Below are 14,951 nucleotides of genomic sequence, written 5' to 3' on the forward strand. Positions count from 1 at the left end.
TTGCGAACCGTTTCCGATGTAAGTGGTGGAGGTAAACGGGATCGAACCGATGACCTCTTGCATGCCATGCAAGCGCTCTCCCAGCTGAGCTATACCCCCACTTGAAGTGGCCGAAAATCTCTTTTCAACCACCCTTTTCAGACTTCATTCACACTGTGTATGTCGTCTTCATCAGAGCCTTGAATTATAGACAGGTTTTTAGCGGTTTTGCAAACGAACGCCAACTTTTTCGCGTCCAACCAATTCCAGCACCGCATCGACCGATGGAGTATGCGCCGTTCCGACCGTCAGCACACGCACGGGCATGGCCAGTTGGGGCATCTTCAGGCCCTGTGCAGCCAGCACCTGCTTGAAGGCGGCGCTGATCGCAGCCTTGTTCCACTCGCAAGTGGCCAGTGCTGCAGCCAACGCATCGATGGCGGGGGCGATGGCCTCGGTCACATGCTGGGCGCGCTCGGCTTCGTTGGGAGTCACGTCGCCATAGAACACCTGGGCCCAGTCGGCCAGGGCCACCGTGGTGTCGCAGCGGTCCTTGAACAGTGCGCAGATGCGGGGCAGGCGGCCATCAGCCAGCTCGGCTGCGGCCACGCCGCGCTTTTGCAGCAGGGCCGACACCAGGGCAGCCAGGGCCTCGTCGTCCATGGCCTTCAGGTGCTGGGCGTTCACCCAGCGCAGCTTGGCCTCGTCGAACTGGGCGGCGCTGCGACCCAGGTGGTCGAGGTTGAACCATTCCAGAAACTGCTGGCGGCTGAAAATCTCGTCGTCGCCATGGCTCCAGCCCAGGCGGGCCAGGTAGTTGACCATGGCGTCGGGCAGGTAGCCCTCGTCGCGGTACTGGGTGACGGGCTTGGCGCCATTGCGCTTGCTCATCTTCTCGCCCTGCTCGTTCAACACGGTAGGCAGGTGGGCATACACCGGCGGCTCCTTGCCCAGCGCGCGGAAGATGTTGATCTGGCGCGGTGTGTTGTTCACATGGTCGTCACCGCGGATCACGTGGGTGATGGCCATGTCGATGTCGTCCACCACCACGCAGAAGTTGTAGGTAGGCGTGCCATCGGGGCGCGCGATCACCAGGTCGTCGAGCTCGTCGTTGCTGATCTCGATGCGGCCCTTGACCTTGTCGTCCCAGGCGACCACGCCGCCCTGCGGGTTCTTGAAGCGCAGCACCGGCTGTACGCCTTCGGGGATGGGCGGCAGGGTCTTGCCGGCCTCGGGGCGCCAGGTGCCGTCGTAGCGCGGCTTTTCCTTGGCGGCCATCTGCGCTTCGCGCAGGGCATCGAGCTCGGCGATGCCCATGTAGCAGGGGTAGACCAGGCCGGTGGCCTTGAGGTCTTCGAGCACGGCGCGGTAGCGGTCCATGCGCTGCATCTGGTAGAACGGGCCCTCATCGGGCTGCATGCTCAGCCATTCCATGCTTTCCAGAATCACGTCCACCGCAACCTGGCTGGAGCGCTCCACGTCCGTGTCTTCGATGCGCAGGATGAAGTCGCCGCCCATGGCACGCGCGAAGGCCCAGGGGTACAGGGCCGAGCGGATGTTGCCCAGGTGGATGAAGCCGGTGGGCGATGGCGCAAAGCGCGTGCGCACGCGGCCGGTGGCGGGGGTGTTGTTCTGGTCGGTCATAGGTCTTGCTGGGTGGACCGCCCTGCCCTGCCGCGGTAAAGGCAGGCGCGAAGGCGGCGGTCAATGCCGGTAATGATAAGTGCCGCGCCACAGGCTCCGGGGTTGCGCCCCGGTTCCGCGCTCCTCAAACGGCATGGGCGCCCCGTTTGATCGGTGCGCCCACGAATGGCTGCCAAGCAGGAATGCAGCCTCGCCCGAGGCTGCATTCAGCGCGCTCAGGCGTCTTGAGCGTTGGGGAGCGCCAGGCGCGAAGTGTCTTCCTCGTTCTCTTCCACACCCACGCGGCCTTCGTTCAGGCGCGCGATGTCTTCGGCGGTGATGTCACCGGTCACATAGGTGCCGTCGAAGCACGATGCGTCAAAGCCAACGATGGCCTTGTTGAGCGAGCCGATGGCGCGCTTCATGCCGTCCACGTCCTGGTAGATCAGGGCGTCGCAGCCGATGACCTGGCGGATCTCTTCCACCGTGCGGCCATGGGCCACCAGCTCGCTGCTGGTGGGCATGTCGATGCCGTACACGTTGGGGTAGCGCACCGGCGGCGCAGCGCTGGCCAGGTAGACATTGCGGGCACCGGCGTCGCGCGCCATCTGCACGATTTCGCGCGAGGTGGTGCCGCGCACGATGGAATCGTCCACCAGCAGGACGTTGCGGCCCTTGAACTCGCTGGCGATCACGTTGAGCTTCTGGCGCACGGACTTCTTGCGCACGCCCTGTCCCGGCATGATGAAGGTGCGGCCCACGTAGCGGTTCTTCACGAAGCCCTCGCGGTACGGAATGCCCAGCAGGTGCGCCAGTTGCGTGGCGCTGGGGCGGCTCGATTCGGGGATCGGGATGATCACGTCGATCTCGTTGGGCGGCACGGTGGAGACCACGCGCTTGGCCAGGGCCTCGCCCAGGTTCAGGCGCGCCTGGTAGACCGAGATGCCGTCGAGCACCGAATCGGGGCGTGCCAGGTACACGAACTCGAAGATGCAGGGGTTGAGCTGCGGGTTCTCGGCACACTGGGCCGAATGCACGGTGCCGTCGAGCGTGATGAACACGGCCTCGCCGGGTTCGACATTGCGCTCGAACACGTGCGAGGTGCCCTCCAGCGCCACCGATTCGCTGCCCACCATGACGTTGCCGTCCGCGCTGCGGCCGATGGCCAGCGGGCGGATGCCATGCGGGTCGCGGAAGGCCAGCAGGCCGTGGCCGGCGATCATGGCGATCACGGCATACGAACCCTTGATGCGCTTGTGCACGGCACGCACAGCGTCGAACACATTTTCGGGCCGCAGCGGTACGCCTGCGGTGGCGCGCTCGAGTTCGTGCGCGAACACGTTGAGCAGCACTTCCGAGTCGCTGTCGGTGTTGGTGTGGCGGTGGTCGGTCTGGAACAGCTCCGTGCGCAGCGTTTGGGCATTGGTCAGGTTGCCGTTGTGCACCAGCACCAGGCCGAAAGGCGCGTTCACGTAGAAGGGCTGTGCCTCTTCTTCGCTGTACGCGTTGCCGGCGGTAGGGTAGCGCACCTGGCCCAGGCCCACACTGCCGGGCAAGGCCCGCATGTTGCGCGTGCGGAACACGTCGCGCACCATGCCCTTGGCCTTGTGCATGAAGAACTTGCGGCCCTGCTGGGTCACGATGCCGGCGGCATCCTGGCCCCGGTGCTGCAGCAGCAGCAACGCGTCATAGATCAACTGATTGACGGGCGCGGTACTGACGACGCCGACGATTCCACACATAGTTCGTTTCCATCCGTTTGCGGGAACATCCCCGCTGCAAACCCACGACAACCGCTTCTGGCCGTTGCCGCCTCACGAAGGCAAGTGCCTTGTAAATTCTTCCGGAAGCGCCGGTTTCAACCCTTCGAGCACCTGGGTCAATACCGGTGCACCCCGCGATTCCTGCCACCACGCAGCCTCGTGCAGGGGCGTGAGCCCCGCCACCACGGCCACGGCCAGCAGCAGCACCATGCCCCGGAGCACCCCGAAGGCCGCACCCAGCGTGCGGTCCACCGGGCGCAGGCCGATGGACTCCACCAGCTTCTTGACCAGCCACGCCACGAATCCGCACGCAAACACCGCACCGATGAACACCAGGGCAAAGCCCGCCGCATAGCGCAGGCCAGCGGCCGATTCGCCCATGGGCAGCAAGGCCGCCATATCGTCGGCCAGCCACTGCGCCACAAAAAACGCCACCACCCATCCCACCAGGGACAGCACCTCGTACACCAGGCCGCGCCAGGCCCCCATCAGCATGGAAGCGAGCAGGACGGCCACGAAAACCCAGTCCAGCGCGGCCATCACCGGCGCAGCCTGCTCCAGCATCAGAGCGTCAGCACCGATGCCGACAGTTCCAGCGCGCGGATCTTGCCAGCGGCCTTGTCCGCATCGGCCCGGTTGTTGAAGGGGCCCACGCGCACCCGGGTGCGCCTGCCGTCCTTGGTATCCACCACCTGCACAAAGGTCTTGAGGCCGGAGCGCTCCACCTTGGTGCGCGCCTCGCGGGCCTTGTCCGCGTCTGCAAACGCGCCCACCTGCACGATGAAACGGGCATCCTCAGAGCTGGCCGAAGCCACGGCGGCAGCGGCCGGCGCCGCGGTGCGGCCCTCCAGCAGGGCACGGGCGCGAGCGGCCTCGTCGTTGGCACGCGCCGGCACCGCCGGGGCGGGCGCTGGCGCGGCCGCCACCACTGCCGGCTTGGGCTCGGGTTTCGGCTCCGGTTTCGGTTCGGGCTTGTGCTCTGGCTTGGGCGCGGCGGCCACCACGGGCGGCTTGGGCACCATCGCGGGCTTGGGGCTGGCGATGATCTCCTCGCCCTCGCTCAGGCCATTGCCTGCGCTGGCCTGGCCCACCGCAGTGCGGCTGCCCGAGGGCGTGGCCGGTGCCGCTGGGCGCGCCACGGCCGCAGAGGCCGGCGCAGGCGATGGGGCCTGCGCGGCAACGGGTGCGGGCACCACCACGGGCGCGGTCTTGTTGCGGTCGGGGATCTCGATGGGAATGTCCACCGCAATGGGGCGCGGCTGGGTATCGAACAGCAGCGGAAATCCCACCACCCCCAGGGCCACCAGCACGGCCGCACCAATCAGGCGGTGGCGCGCACGCCGGCGCATCGCTTCGATGCTTTCGGCAGGGGGCGCTGCGCGCGAGCGCTTGGCCGGCTTGTCGGCCGGTGCGGGTTCACTCTGACCGGGCCACCGAAACTTGAAAAATGCCATGGAGTTGCGACTCGTGCGGGGTGCTTACGCGCCCAGATGTTTGGCGTGCAGGCGAGGGGTGCCGTTGATCAATACCCCGCCCACCGTGTAGAACGAGCCAAAGACCACGATTCTATCAGCGGGCCCTGCCGCCGCCACGGCGGCCTGCAGTGCCTGCATGGGGTCTTGGTGCACGCTGGTGGCCACCTCGCGGCGCCCGCCAGCCACCATCTGCAGGGCGTTCCACTTCTGCTGCAGCGCCGCCCCCGTCTCGGCCCGCGGCGTGGGCAGGCTGGTGAAGTACCAGCGGTCCACCAGCGGGCCCACCTTGGCCAGCATGGTGGCCAGGTCCTTGTCCGCCATGGCGCCGAACACGGCGTGCGTGGTGGGGAAGAAACCCATCGCATCCAGGTTGGCCGTGAGGGCCGCCACCGAATGCGGGTTGTGCGCCACGTCCAGCACCAGCGTGGGCTCGCCCGGCACGATCTGGAAGCGCCCGGGCAGCTCCACCATGGCCATGCCCGTGCGCACGGCCTGGGCCGTTACGGGAATACGCTCGCGCAGCGCCTCGAAGGCGGCCAGCACGCCCGCAGCGTTCACCAGCTGGTTGGCGCCGCGCAGCGAGGGGTAGGCCAGGCCCGCATAGCGGCGCCCGCGCCCGGCCCAGCTCCACTGCTGCTTGTCGCCCGAGACATTGAAGTCGCGGCCCGAGCGCCACAGGTCGGCGCCGATCTCGGTGGCATGGTCCACCACGCTCTGCGGGGCCATGGGGTCGCTCACGATCACCGGGCGGCCGGTGCGCATGATGCCGGCCTTCTCGCGGCCGATGCTTTCGCGGTCCTTGCCCAGAAATTCGGTGTGGTCGATGTCGATGCTGGTGATGATGGCGCAGTCGGCGTCGATGATGTTGGTGGCGTCGAGCCGTCCGCCCAGGCCCACCTCCAGGATCGCCAGGTCCAGGCGCGCCTGGCTCATGAGCCGCAGGATGGCCAGGGTGCTGAACTCGAAGTAGGTCAGCGAGATGGCCTCGCCGCCCTGCACCCGGGCGGCCTCCACCGCCGCGAAGTGCGGCACCAGGTCGGCGGCGGCCACGATTTCGCCATGCACGCGGCAGCGCTCTTCGAAATGCACCAGGTGGGGCGAGGTGTAGACCCCCGTGCGGTAGCCCGATTGCAGGCCCACGGCCTCCAGCATGGCGCAGGTGGATCCCTTGCCATTGGTGCCCGCCACGGTGATCACCGGGCAGTCGAAGCGCAGCGCCATGCGGCGGGCCACTTCGCTGACCCGGTCCAGGCCCATGTCGATGTTGTGCGGGTGCAGCTGCTCGCAGTGCTGCAGCCAGCCTTCCAGGGTGTCGATATTATTGGTGTGCATACAGCCCGCGATTGTCGCCGAGCCCACGGTCGTGCACACCTTCACACCCTATTACCCATGACAAGACCCCGCACCATCACCCTCTACGGCATTCCCAACTGCGATACCGTGAAGAAGGCCCGCACCTGGTTCACCGACCAGGGGCTGGACTGCACATTCCATGATTTCAAGAAACAGGGCGTGCCCGCCGACCGCCTGCCCGCCTGGCTGGCCGCCGTGGGGCGCGACAAGCTCGTCAACCGCCAGGGCACCACCTGGCGCAAGCTCGACGCGGACACCCAGGCCGCCGTGACCGACGACGCCAGCGCCAGCGCCTTGCTGCAGGCCCAGCCCAGCGTAGTCAAACGCCCTGTGGTGGAGTGGGTGCAGGGCGGCACCACCCGTATTTCGGTCGGTTTTGCGCCCGAAACCTGGAACGAATGGGGTTCAACGGGCTCCAATAACTGACATCGCAGGGATTGCGTGCACTGAAACCGGAGATATTGCACAAATCTTTACGCAGTTTTACGGCCTGCCCACCCGGTATTGACGGGTAGCGCCTAAACTTTTCAACAGTCTGGTGCGTTATGTACCGACCTGAAAGGAGTTTCTCCATGAAAAAGATCGTCGTTTTTTCCGCCATGGCAGCCATTGCCTCCCTGGCCGCAGCCCAGGAACAGGGCCGCGTGCTCTCGACCACCCCCATCGTCCAGCAGGTGGCCGTGCCCCAGCAGGTATGCAACAACGAAACCGTGTACAGCGGCAACCGCACCACGGGTGGCGGCGCAGTGATCGGTGCGATTGCCGGAGGTGCCGTCGGCAACCAGATCGGCAAGGGCAGTGGCCGCGCGGCGGCCACGGCACTGGGCCTGATCGGTGGTGCCGTGCTGGGCAACAACATCGAGGGCGGCCAGCCGCAGTACGAGAACGTGCAGCGCTGCCAGAACCAGACCTACTACGAGAACCGCACCGTGGGCTACAACGTGACCTACGAATACGCAGGCCGCCAGTACACCACCCGCACCCAGTACGACCCGGGCCGCTGGATCCCCGTGAGCGTGCAGCCGGGCCAGACCTACTCCACGGAGCCCTCGTACCAGCAGGGCTACGCCCAGCCCGGCGTGGTCACCTCGACCTATCCGGCGCCGCCCCCCACTTACGTGACGCCCCCGGTCACGGTGATCGAGTACGGCTACGACCGCTCGTACCACCACCCGCGCAATCCCTACTGGCGCTGATTCGGACGGGCAGCCCAGGCAGCTGGCGGCATGAACACGCCGCCGGCCCAGTGACCATTGCCGTTGACGGCTGCCCTCCCCTGGCGTCCAGTCCTCCAAGAGCCCTTCGGGGCTCTTTTTTTTGCCCTGCGCCGCATCGAAAGCGTCCATGCGGCACGGTGGCCTAAAATCAGGGGTTTCCCTCTAACCAACGCGCATCCATGACCACCGAAAAAATCGACGGCGTGTCCGTCACCACCCAGGCCAATGTGTACTTCGACGGCAAGTGCGTGAGCCACAACATCACCTTCCCCGATGGCACGAAGAAGTCGGTGGGCGTGGTCCTGCCCGCCTCGCTGACCTTCAACACCGGCGCGCCCGAGATCATGGAATGCGTGGGCGGCGAGTGCGAGTACAAGCTCGACGGCACCGACGCCTGGGTCAAGTCCGCCGCAGGCGAGAAGTTCAGCGTGCCCGGCAACTCCAAGTTCGAGATCCGCGTCGCCAGCGCCTACCACTACATCTGCCACTTCGGCTGAGCCGCCAGAAAGCCCTGAACGACATGGCCACCATCCTCCAGAACCTGCCCCTCAACGAGAAGGTCGGCATCGCCTTCTCCGGCGGCCTCGACACCAGCGCCGCGCTGCGCTGGATGAAGAACAAGGGCGCCGTGCCCTACGCCTACACGGCCAACCTGGGCCAGCCCGACGAGCCCGACTACGACGCCATCCCCGCCAAGGCCATGGAATACGGCGCCGAAAAGGCCCGCCTGGTGGACTGCCGCACGCAACTGGCGCACGAAGGCATTGCCGCCCTGCAGGCCGGCGCCTTCCACATCAGCACCGCCGGCGTCACCTACTTCAACACCACGCCGCTGGGCCGTGCCGTCACCGGCACCATGCTGGTGGCCGCCATGAAGGAAGACGACGTCCACATCTGGGGCGACGGCTCGACCTTCAAGGGCAATGACATCGAGCGCTTTTACCGCTACGGCCTGCTGACCAACCCCTCGCTCAAGATCTACAAGCCCTGGCTGGACCAGTTGTTCATCGACGAGCTCGGCGGCCGCGCCGAGATGTCGGCCTTCATGACCAAGGAAGGTTTCGGCTACAAGATGAGCGCCGAGAAGGCCTACAGCACCGACAGCAACATGCTGGGTGCCACGCACGAGGCCAAGGACCTGGAGTTCCTGAACAGCGGCATCCGCATCGTGAACCCCATCATGGGCGTCGCGTTCTGGAAGGACGACGTGCAGGTCAAGTCCGAAGAAGTCTCGGTGCGCTTCGAAGAAGGCCAGCCCGTGGCCCTGAACGGCGTGGAGTTCAGCGACCCCGTGGCCCTGATCCTCGAGGCCAACCGCATCGGCGGCCGCCATGGCCTGGGCATGAGCGACCAGATCGAGAACCGCATCATCGAGGCCAAGAGCCGCGGCATCTACGAGGCCCCGGGCCTGGCGCTGCTGCACATCGCCTACGAGCGCCTGGTGACGGGCATCCACAACGAGGACACGATCGAGCAGTACCGCCTGAACGGCCTCAAGCTCGGCCGTCTGCTCTACCAGGGCCGCTGGTTCGACCCCCAGGCCATCATGCTGCGCGACACGGCCCAGCGCTGGGTGGCCCGCGCCATCACCGGCACCGTGACGCTGGAACTGCGCCGCGGCAACGACTACTCGCTGCTGAACACCGAGTCGCCCAACCTGACCTACGCGCCCGAGCGCCTGAGCATGGAAAAGGTCGAAGACGCGCCGTTCTCGCCCGCCGACCGCATCGGCCAATTGACCATGCGCAACCTGGACATCATCGACACGCGTGCCAAGCTGGGCGTGTACGCGCGCAGCGGCCTGCTGTCGCTGGACGGCAATGCCGCATTGGCGCAGCTGAACAACGAGCGCGGCGAGTAACACCGCTCCCGCACCATGAAGAAAGCCACCCTCGGGTGGCTTTCTTGCATTGGGGGGCGAACAGAAGCGGCCTATACAACCACCGGCTCAGGCTCCAGCCGGATGCCAAAGCGCTCGTACACGCTGGTCTGGATGGCCTTGGCCAGGGTCATCACCTCGCCGCCGGTCACGCTGTGGGCACCGCGCCCGCGGTTGACCAGCACCAGGGCCTGCTTTTCGTACACGCCGGCCTTGCCGATGGACTTACCCTTCCAGCCGCAGGCATCGATGAGCCAGCCGGCGGCCAGCTTGATGCTGCCATCGGGCATGGGGTAGTGCACGATCTTGGGCTCGCGCGCGATGATGTCGGCGCACTGCTCGGGCGATACCGTGGGGTTCTTGAAGAAACTGCCGGCATTGCCCACCACGGCGGGGTCGGGCAGCTTGGCGCGGCGGATATCGCACACCCAGTCAAACATTTGCTGTGCCGTGGGATGGTCGATACCGGCCTCGGCCCTGCGGCGCTCCAGCTCCACGTAGCCCAGCACCGGCTTCCAGGGGCGCGGCAGTCGGAACCGCACATGCGTGATCACCGCGCGCCCGGCCAGGCCCATGCCGCGCGGCAGGCCACCGGCCACCTCGGGTTGCGAAGGGGCGTGCTTGAACACCGAGTCGCGGTAGCCGAAGGCGCACTGTGCGGCGTTGAGCGTAAAGCGCTCGCCAGTGGCCAGGTCCATCGCGTCCAGCGACTCGAAGCGGTCCTGCAGTTCCACGCCATAGGCGCCGATGTTCTGCACTGGCGATGCCCCCACGGTGCCGGGGATCAGCGCCAGGTTTTCCAGGCCCGGATAGCCCTGCGCGAGGGTCCAGGCCACGCAGTCGTGCCAGACCTCGCCGGCACCGGCCTCGACGATGAAGGCCTTGGGGGTTTCCTCGACCAGGCGCAGGCCCTTGATCTCCATCTTGAGCACCACGGGGCGCACGTCACCGGTCAGAATGATGTTGCTGCCGCCGCCCAGCACAAAGACCGGGCTGCCAGACAGTTCTCTATCGGCCAGGAAGGCCGAAATATCATCGGCCGAGCGCACGCGCACCAGGGTTTGGGCGCGTGCCGCAATGCCGAAGGTGTTGCAGGGCTGCAAAGGGGCGTTTTTCTCGACTACCATTGACCCGATTGTCGCACCCGCGCATCCTGGCGCTGCGGCGAAAACCGTATTCCCGAGAGAGAGAACCACCACCATGCCATCTTTTGACACCGTCTGCGAAGCCAACCTGGTCGAAGTGAAGAACGCGGTCGAGAACACCGCCAAGGAAATCGGCACCCGTTTCGACTTCAAAGGCACGTCGGCCAGCATCGAGATCAAGGACAAGGACATCACGCTGATCGGCGATGCGGACTTCCAGCTCACCCAGATCGAAGACGTGCTGCGCAACAAGCTCACCAAGCGCAATGTGGACGTGCGCTTTCTGGACATGGGCGACGTGCAGAAAATGGGCGGCGACAAGGTCAAGCAGGTCATCAAAGTGCGCAACGGCATCGAAAGCGAGCTGGCCAAGAAGATCCAGAAGCTCATGAAGGAAAGCAAGCTCAAGGTGCAGGCCGCCATCCAGGAGGACAAGGTGCGCATCACCGGCGCCAAGCGCGACGACCTGCAGGCCGCCATGGCACTGATCCGCAAGGACGTGACCGACGTGCCCCTGTCGTTCGACAATTTCCGCGACTGAACGGACCTGCGCGGCCTCGACCTCCATGCAAGCCCTTCGCACTGCGATCTCCCTGGCCCTGGCGGCCGGCCTGGCCATTGCGCTGCCTGCGGTGGCCGCCGACCAGTCCATCGCCCTGGCCGGCGTGCTCGGCAGCAAGGCGCTGCTGGTGGTCGATGGCAGCGCACCGCGCGCCGTCGGACCGGGCGAGACGCACCAGGGCGTGAAGGTGCTGTCCGTGACGCGCGATGAGGCCACGGTGGAAGTCCAGGGCGCCCGCCGGATGCTGAGGCTGGGTGAGTCCCCCGTGGCGCTGGGTTCCAGCGGCAGCGGCAAGCGCATCGTGCTGATGGCCGACAGCCAGGGCCACTTCGTCAACACCGGCACCATCAACGGCAAGCAGATGAAGTACATGGTGGACACCGGCGCGTCCGTGGTCGCCATCGGCAGGCCCGATGCGGAGCGCATGGGCATCAAGGTCGACGACAGCCAGAAAGTGATCATGAGCACGGCCAACGGCTCTGCCACCGGCTGGCGTGTGCGCCTCAATTCCGTGCGCCTGGGCGATGTGGAAGTGCTCGGTGTGACGGCGGTCATCATGCCCGAGGGCATGCCCTTCGTGCTGCTGGGCAACAGCTTTCTGACGCAGTTCCAGATGACCCGCACCAACGACCAGATGGTGCTGGAAAAGCGCCACTGAGCAGGCGCGGCCCCACCAACCCCGCCATGAACGCCACCCCCCACCTGCCCAGCAACAGCAGCCCCCATGAGGGCGAGTACGAGGACTTGCTCGGCCTGTGGTCGGACCTGGAGTCGGCCCTGTCAGTGCTGCTGTCCAAGCCGCTGCAGGTGCAGGATTTTCCGGGCAAGGTGCGCAGTTTCGACCTGTGGCTGCAGGACCTGGTGGCGCACGACATCGATGCGGCGCTGTACCTGATGTTTCAGTTGGCGTCCACCTCGTCGGTGGGCTACAGCGCAGCGCACGCGCTGGTCTGCGGCACCTTGTGCCACATCATGGCGCAGGACCTGCGCCTGGTGCAGAGCGAACGCGACAGCCTGGTGCGCGCCGCGCTCACCATGAACATCGGCATGACCGCGCTGCAGGACGAACTGGCCGAACAGCGCGAGCGCCCCAGCAACGTGCAGCAGGAAGCCATCCGCAGCCACCCTGAGGAGAGCCAGGCCCTGCTGGAGCGTTTGTTCGTGAACGACCCGCTGTGGCTCGAGGTCGTGGGCCAGCACCACACCAACATGGCCGACCAGGTTCCCCTGGCCCAGCAGAACCCCGAGGACCGCCTCACGCGCATCCTGGGCACCATCGACCGCTACGCGGCCATGATCAGCCCGCGCAAATCGCGCGCCGGGCGTAGCGCCACCGATTCGGTGCGCGCCATCGTGGGCCAGGAGGTGGACCAGCGCGACGAGGTCAGCTATACGCTGGTGCGCTCCATCGGCCTGTGCCCGCCCGGCACCTTTGTGCGGCTGGACAACGGCGAGGTGGCCATCGTGCTGCGCCGCAGCGAAAAGGCCAACTACCCGCTGGTGGCCAGCCTGCTCGACCCTGTGGGCCAGCAGCAGAACCTGCCCAACCTGTACCAGACGGCCAGCGGCAAGCCGCGCATCCAGTCGGCCGTGGCCCGCTCCGCGGTGAAGGTGGAGCTCAACCACCGCACCATGGTGCGCCTGGGCCTGTATGCGGCACAGCGCATCTCGAGCATGCGCTCGCTCATCACGGCACCCGCATCCCTCGGAACGCGCTGATTCATTGCAAGGCAGCCCACCGGGCTGCAGCCTTCGCGGTAGTGAAGGACTCAGCCCTTGGCGCCCTTGGCCTTGACCACCTTGCTGCTGCCCAGGCGCGATTCCTTGCCCTCCAGCAGGCGCTTGATGTTCTCCTTGTGGCGCCAGGCCAGCAGCAGGGCCATCACGGCCATGGCGGCCGCAATGCGCCCATCGGCATTCCAGACCACGCCATCGGCCAGCAGGTAGTACACCGGCGCGAACACCGCCGCCACCAGCGAAGCCAACGACGAATAGCGAAAGAAGAAGGCGATGATCACCCAGGTGACCGCCGTGGCCAGGCCCAGCCAGCCGCTCACGCCCAGCAGCACGCCCAGCGCCGTGGCCACGCCCTTGCCCCCTTCGAAACGGAAGAACACCGGCCACAGGTGGCCGAGGAAGGCCGCCAGCCCGACCAGCGCCATGGTGCCCTCTTCCATCCCGTAGGGCTTGCCGAACCAGACCACCAGGGCCACGGGCAGCCAGCCCTTCACGGCATCGAGCACCAGGGTGACGACGGCCGCCACCTTGCTGCCCGAGCGCAGCACGTTGGTGGCGCCGGGGTTCTTGCTGCCATAGGTGCGCGGGTCGCGCATGCCCATGGCGCGCGTCACGATCACGGCAAACGACAGCGAGCCGAGCAGGTAGGCGGCTATGGTGGCCAGAAGGGGGTACACGGCGGTCAAATCAGCTCCTTGGAATGGGGGTGCGCACGGCGGGCGTGCGCAGGCCCGCTATTCTGCCAGCGCGCAGTGCACGGTCTGCGCACCGAGCAGTTGCACGCAGACCTGCGGGTCGATCTGCACCAGGAAACCGCGCCGCCCGCCATTGATGGCGATGCGCGGCAGGTCAAGGATGCTGCCTTCGATGTACACCGGCATCTCGCGCCGCGTGCCAAAGGGCGAGGTGCCGCCCACCAGGTAGCCGCTGTGGCGGTTGGCGACCTCGGGGGCGCAGGGCTCGACCGACTTGGCGCCGATCTGGCGCGCCAGGTTCTTGGTGGAGACCTTGCGGTTGCCGTGCATCAGCACGATCAGGGGCTTGGCGTTCTGGTCCTGCATCACCAGGGTCTTGACCACGGTGAAGGGGTCGAGCCCAAGCACCTCGGCGCTGTGCAGTGCACCGCCGTGTTCCAGGTACTCGTAGGGGTGCTCGGTGAAGGCCACCTTGCGCGCCTTGAGGAGCTGGGTAGCAGGGGTTTCGGAGACGTGTTCTTTCTTGACCATGGCGCAGCGATAGTACCCATTCACACGGGCACACGCTTGCGCCGCCCCACTTTGCGCTTGCCGTACTGCTCAATGGCAGCCACCAGCACGCCGGTGAACTCCTGCACCAGCGGCGGCTGCACGCGGCCGTCGAGCGCCAGCACCTGCAGGCGCCGCTGCTGCAGCTGCACGTCTTCGAACGGGCGGGCGGCGAGCACGCCCTCCTCCACCCAGCGCGCCGCGGTGAGGTAGCTGGCCAGCGCCACGTCGCGCGGGCCCAGCAGCGGCAGCAGCGCCGACGAGAAGTTGCTCACCACGGCCGGCGTGTAGCGCAGGCCCTGCAGCGTGCACGAGAGGTCGAACAGCTGGCGCCCGGTGATGCCGGCCGTGCCCAGCAGCAGCGGGTAGCGCACCACGTCGGCCACGCTCACCACGCGCTGCTGCGCCAGCGGATGGGCGGCCACCGTGATCGCGAACACCGGGGCAATGGCCGAGTGCAGCACCGCAAGGCCCTTCTCGGGCGCAACGCTGTACTTGAGGGCCAGGTCCGCATCGCCACGCGCCACCTGCGCCGAGACCTCCTCGGGCACGCCCACATGCAACTGCAGTTCGACCTCGGGGTGGACATCGCGGAACTGCGCCATCACCAGCGGCATGAAGCCCGCAGCGAAACCTTCGGTGCAGGCCAGCCGCACGCGCCGCGCCTCCTGCGCCGCCAGGCCCTGCAACTGCTCCACCAACTGGGCCGACTCCTGCGCATGCGCGCCCGCATGCGCCAGCAGGCGCTCGCCCGCCGCCGTCAGGCGCATGCCGCGCGGTTGCCGCTCGAACAGCGACACACCCAGCGAATCCTCCAGCTTGCCCAGTTGGCGGCTCACGGCTGAAGCGGCCACATGCAGGCGCTGCGCGGCCTGGTTGACCGAGCCGGTGCGGGCCACTTCGAGGAAGTAGCGCAGGGGCAGGCTCAGCAGGGACAGGGACATGGGGCGCTCTTGTATTGCCTTCAAGGCAAT

Annotated in this window: 16 protein-coding genes and 1 tRNA gene; 7 read left to right on the forward strand and 10 right to left on the reverse strand. The window is 66.7% G+C overall.

Translation table 11 applies throughout. The features are described 5' to 3' along the window. Window positions 1–23: 23 nt before the first annotated feature. The 6 genes from ASE31_RS20190 to folC form a co-directional block, all read right to left on the reverse strand. Window positions 24–99, reverse strand: a tRNA-Ala gene (locus ASE31_RS20190). Between the two features lie 99 nt (window positions 100–198). After that, window positions 199–1,623 carry a glutamate--tRNA ligase gene (gene gltX / locus ASE31_RS20195; protein ID WP_057203596.1) on the reverse strand — a complete coding sequence of 475 codons (1,425 nt, stop codon included), beginning with the start codon at window positions 1,621–1,623 and terminating at the stop codon, window positions 199–201. A 215-nt stretch (window positions 1,624–1,838) separates the two neighbouring features. Continuing rightward, complete coding sequence (gene purF, locus ASE31_RS20200; protein WP_057203597.1) at window positions 1,839–3,344, reverse strand: amidophosphoribosyltransferase; 1,506 nt, start codon at window positions 3,342–3,344, stop codon at window positions 1,839–1,841. Between the two features lie 72 nt (window positions 3,345–3,416). Next, the gene (locus tag ASE31_RS20205) at window positions 3,417–3,905 is read right to left on the reverse strand and encodes a CvpA family protein (RefSeq protein ID WP_057203839.1); all 489 of its coding nucleotides are present in this window, start codon (window positions 3,903–3,905) and stop codon (window positions 3,417–3,419) included. 23 nt (window positions 3,906–3,928) lie between these two features. Beyond that, the gene (locus ASE31_RS20210) at window positions 3,929–4,819 is read right to left on the reverse strand and encodes an SPOR domain-containing protein (protein ID WP_057203598.1); all 891 of its coding nucleotides are present in this window, start codon (window positions 4,817–4,819) and stop codon (window positions 3,929–3,931) included. A 24-nt stretch (window positions 4,820–4,843) separates the two neighbouring features. Beyond that, the gene (folC, locus tag ASE31_RS20215; protein WP_057203599.1) at window positions 4,844–6,172 is read right to left on the reverse strand and encodes a bifunctional tetrahydrofolate synthase/dihydrofolate synthase; all 1,329 of its coding nucleotides are present in this window, start codon (window positions 6,170–6,172) and stop codon (window positions 4,844–4,846) included. 57 nt (window positions 6,173–6,229) lie between these two features. Between folC and ASE31_RS20220 the strand changes: the two genes are divergently transcribed. From ASE31_RS20220 to argG, 4 genes are all read left to right on the forward strand, one after another. Beyond that, entirely contained in the window at window positions 6,230–6,619 is a 390-nt protein-coding gene (locus ASE31_RS20220; RefSeq protein WP_057203600.1) for an arsenate reductase, read from the forward strand. A gap of 146 nt (window positions 6,620–6,765) precedes the next feature. Further along, window positions 6,766–7,389, forward strand: a complete 624-nt coding sequence (locus ASE31_RS20225; RefSeq protein WP_057203601.1) for a glycine zipper 2TM domain-containing protein — start codon at window positions 6,766–6,768, stop codon at window positions 7,387–7,389. 200 nt (window positions 7,390–7,589) lie between these two features. Continuing rightward, the gene (locus ASE31_RS20230; RefSeq protein ID WP_057203602.1) at window positions 7,590–7,907 is read left to right on the forward strand and encodes a pyrimidine/purine nucleoside phosphorylase; all 318 of its coding nucleotides are present in this window, start codon (window positions 7,590–7,592) and stop codon (window positions 7,905–7,907) included. 23 nt (window positions 7,908–7,930) lie between these two features. Continuing rightward, window positions 7,931–9,271, forward strand: a complete 1,341-nt coding sequence (argG, locus tag ASE31_RS20235; protein WP_057203603.1) for an argininosuccinate synthase — start codon at window positions 7,931–7,933, stop codon at window positions 9,269–9,271. Between the two features lie 71 nt (window positions 9,272–9,342). On the opposite strand, the gene murB is transcribed toward argG, so the two are convergent. Beyond that, complete coding sequence (murB, locus tag ASE31_RS20240; RefSeq protein ID WP_057203604.1) at window positions 9,343–10,416, reverse strand: UDP-N-acetylmuramate dehydrogenase; 1,074 nt, start codon at window positions 10,414–10,416, stop codon at window positions 9,343–9,345. Window positions 10,417–10,489: 73 nt separating this feature from the next. Here murB and ASE31_RS20245 point away from each other — a divergent pair, with 73 nt between their 5' ends. From ASE31_RS20245 to ASE31_RS20255, 3 genes are read left to right on the forward strand one after another with little or no spacing between them, the layout of a single operon-like run. Beyond that, window positions 10,490–10,975, forward strand: a complete 486-nt coding sequence (locus ASE31_RS20245) for a YajQ family cyclic di-GMP-binding protein (protein ID WP_008906652.1) — start codon at window positions 10,490–10,492, stop codon at window positions 10,973–10,975. 25 nt (window positions 10,976–11,000) lie between these two features. Further along, a complete protein-coding gene (locus tag ASE31_RS20250) occupies window positions 11,001–11,654 on the forward strand; it encodes a TIGR02281 family clan AA aspartic protease (protein ID WP_057203605.1) in 654 nt (217 codons plus the stop codon). A gap of 26 nt (window positions 11,655–11,680) precedes the next feature. Next, window positions 11,681–12,715, forward strand: coding sequence for an HD-GYP domain-containing protein (locus tag ASE31_RS20255; protein WP_057203606.1), 1,035 nt, complete (start codon window positions 11,681–11,683; stop codon window positions 12,713–12,715). Between the two features lie 50 nt (window positions 12,716–12,765). On the opposite strand, the gene plsY is transcribed toward ASE31_RS20255, so the two are convergent. The 3 genes from plsY to ASE31_RS20270 are packed head-to-tail and all read right to left on the reverse strand — an operon-like array spanning window position 12,766 to window position 14,921. Then, entirely contained in the window at window positions 12,766–13,419 is a 654-nt protein-coding gene (gene plsY / locus ASE31_RS20260; protein WP_057203607.1) for a glycerol-3-phosphate 1-O-acyltransferase PlsY, read from the reverse strand. Between the two features lie 48 nt (window positions 13,420–13,467). After that, window positions 13,468–13,959, reverse strand: a complete 492-nt coding sequence (locus ASE31_RS20265) for an aminoacyl-tRNA deacylase (RefSeq protein WP_057203608.1) — start codon at window positions 13,957–13,959, stop codon at window positions 13,468–13,470. 20 nt (window positions 13,960–13,979) lie between these two features. Then, window positions 13,980–14,921 carry a LysR family transcriptional regulator gene (locus tag ASE31_RS20270; RefSeq protein ID WP_057203609.1) on the reverse strand — a complete coding sequence of 314 codons (942 nt, stop codon included), beginning with the start codon at window positions 14,919–14,921 and terminating at the stop codon, window positions 13,980–13,982. Window positions 14,922–14,951 lie beyond the last annotated feature (30 nt).

Source organism: Acidovorax sp. Root217, assembly GCF_001428645.1.
Lineage (GTDB): Bacteria > Pseudomonadota > Gammaproteobacteria > Burkholderiales > Burkholderiaceae_C > Acidovorax.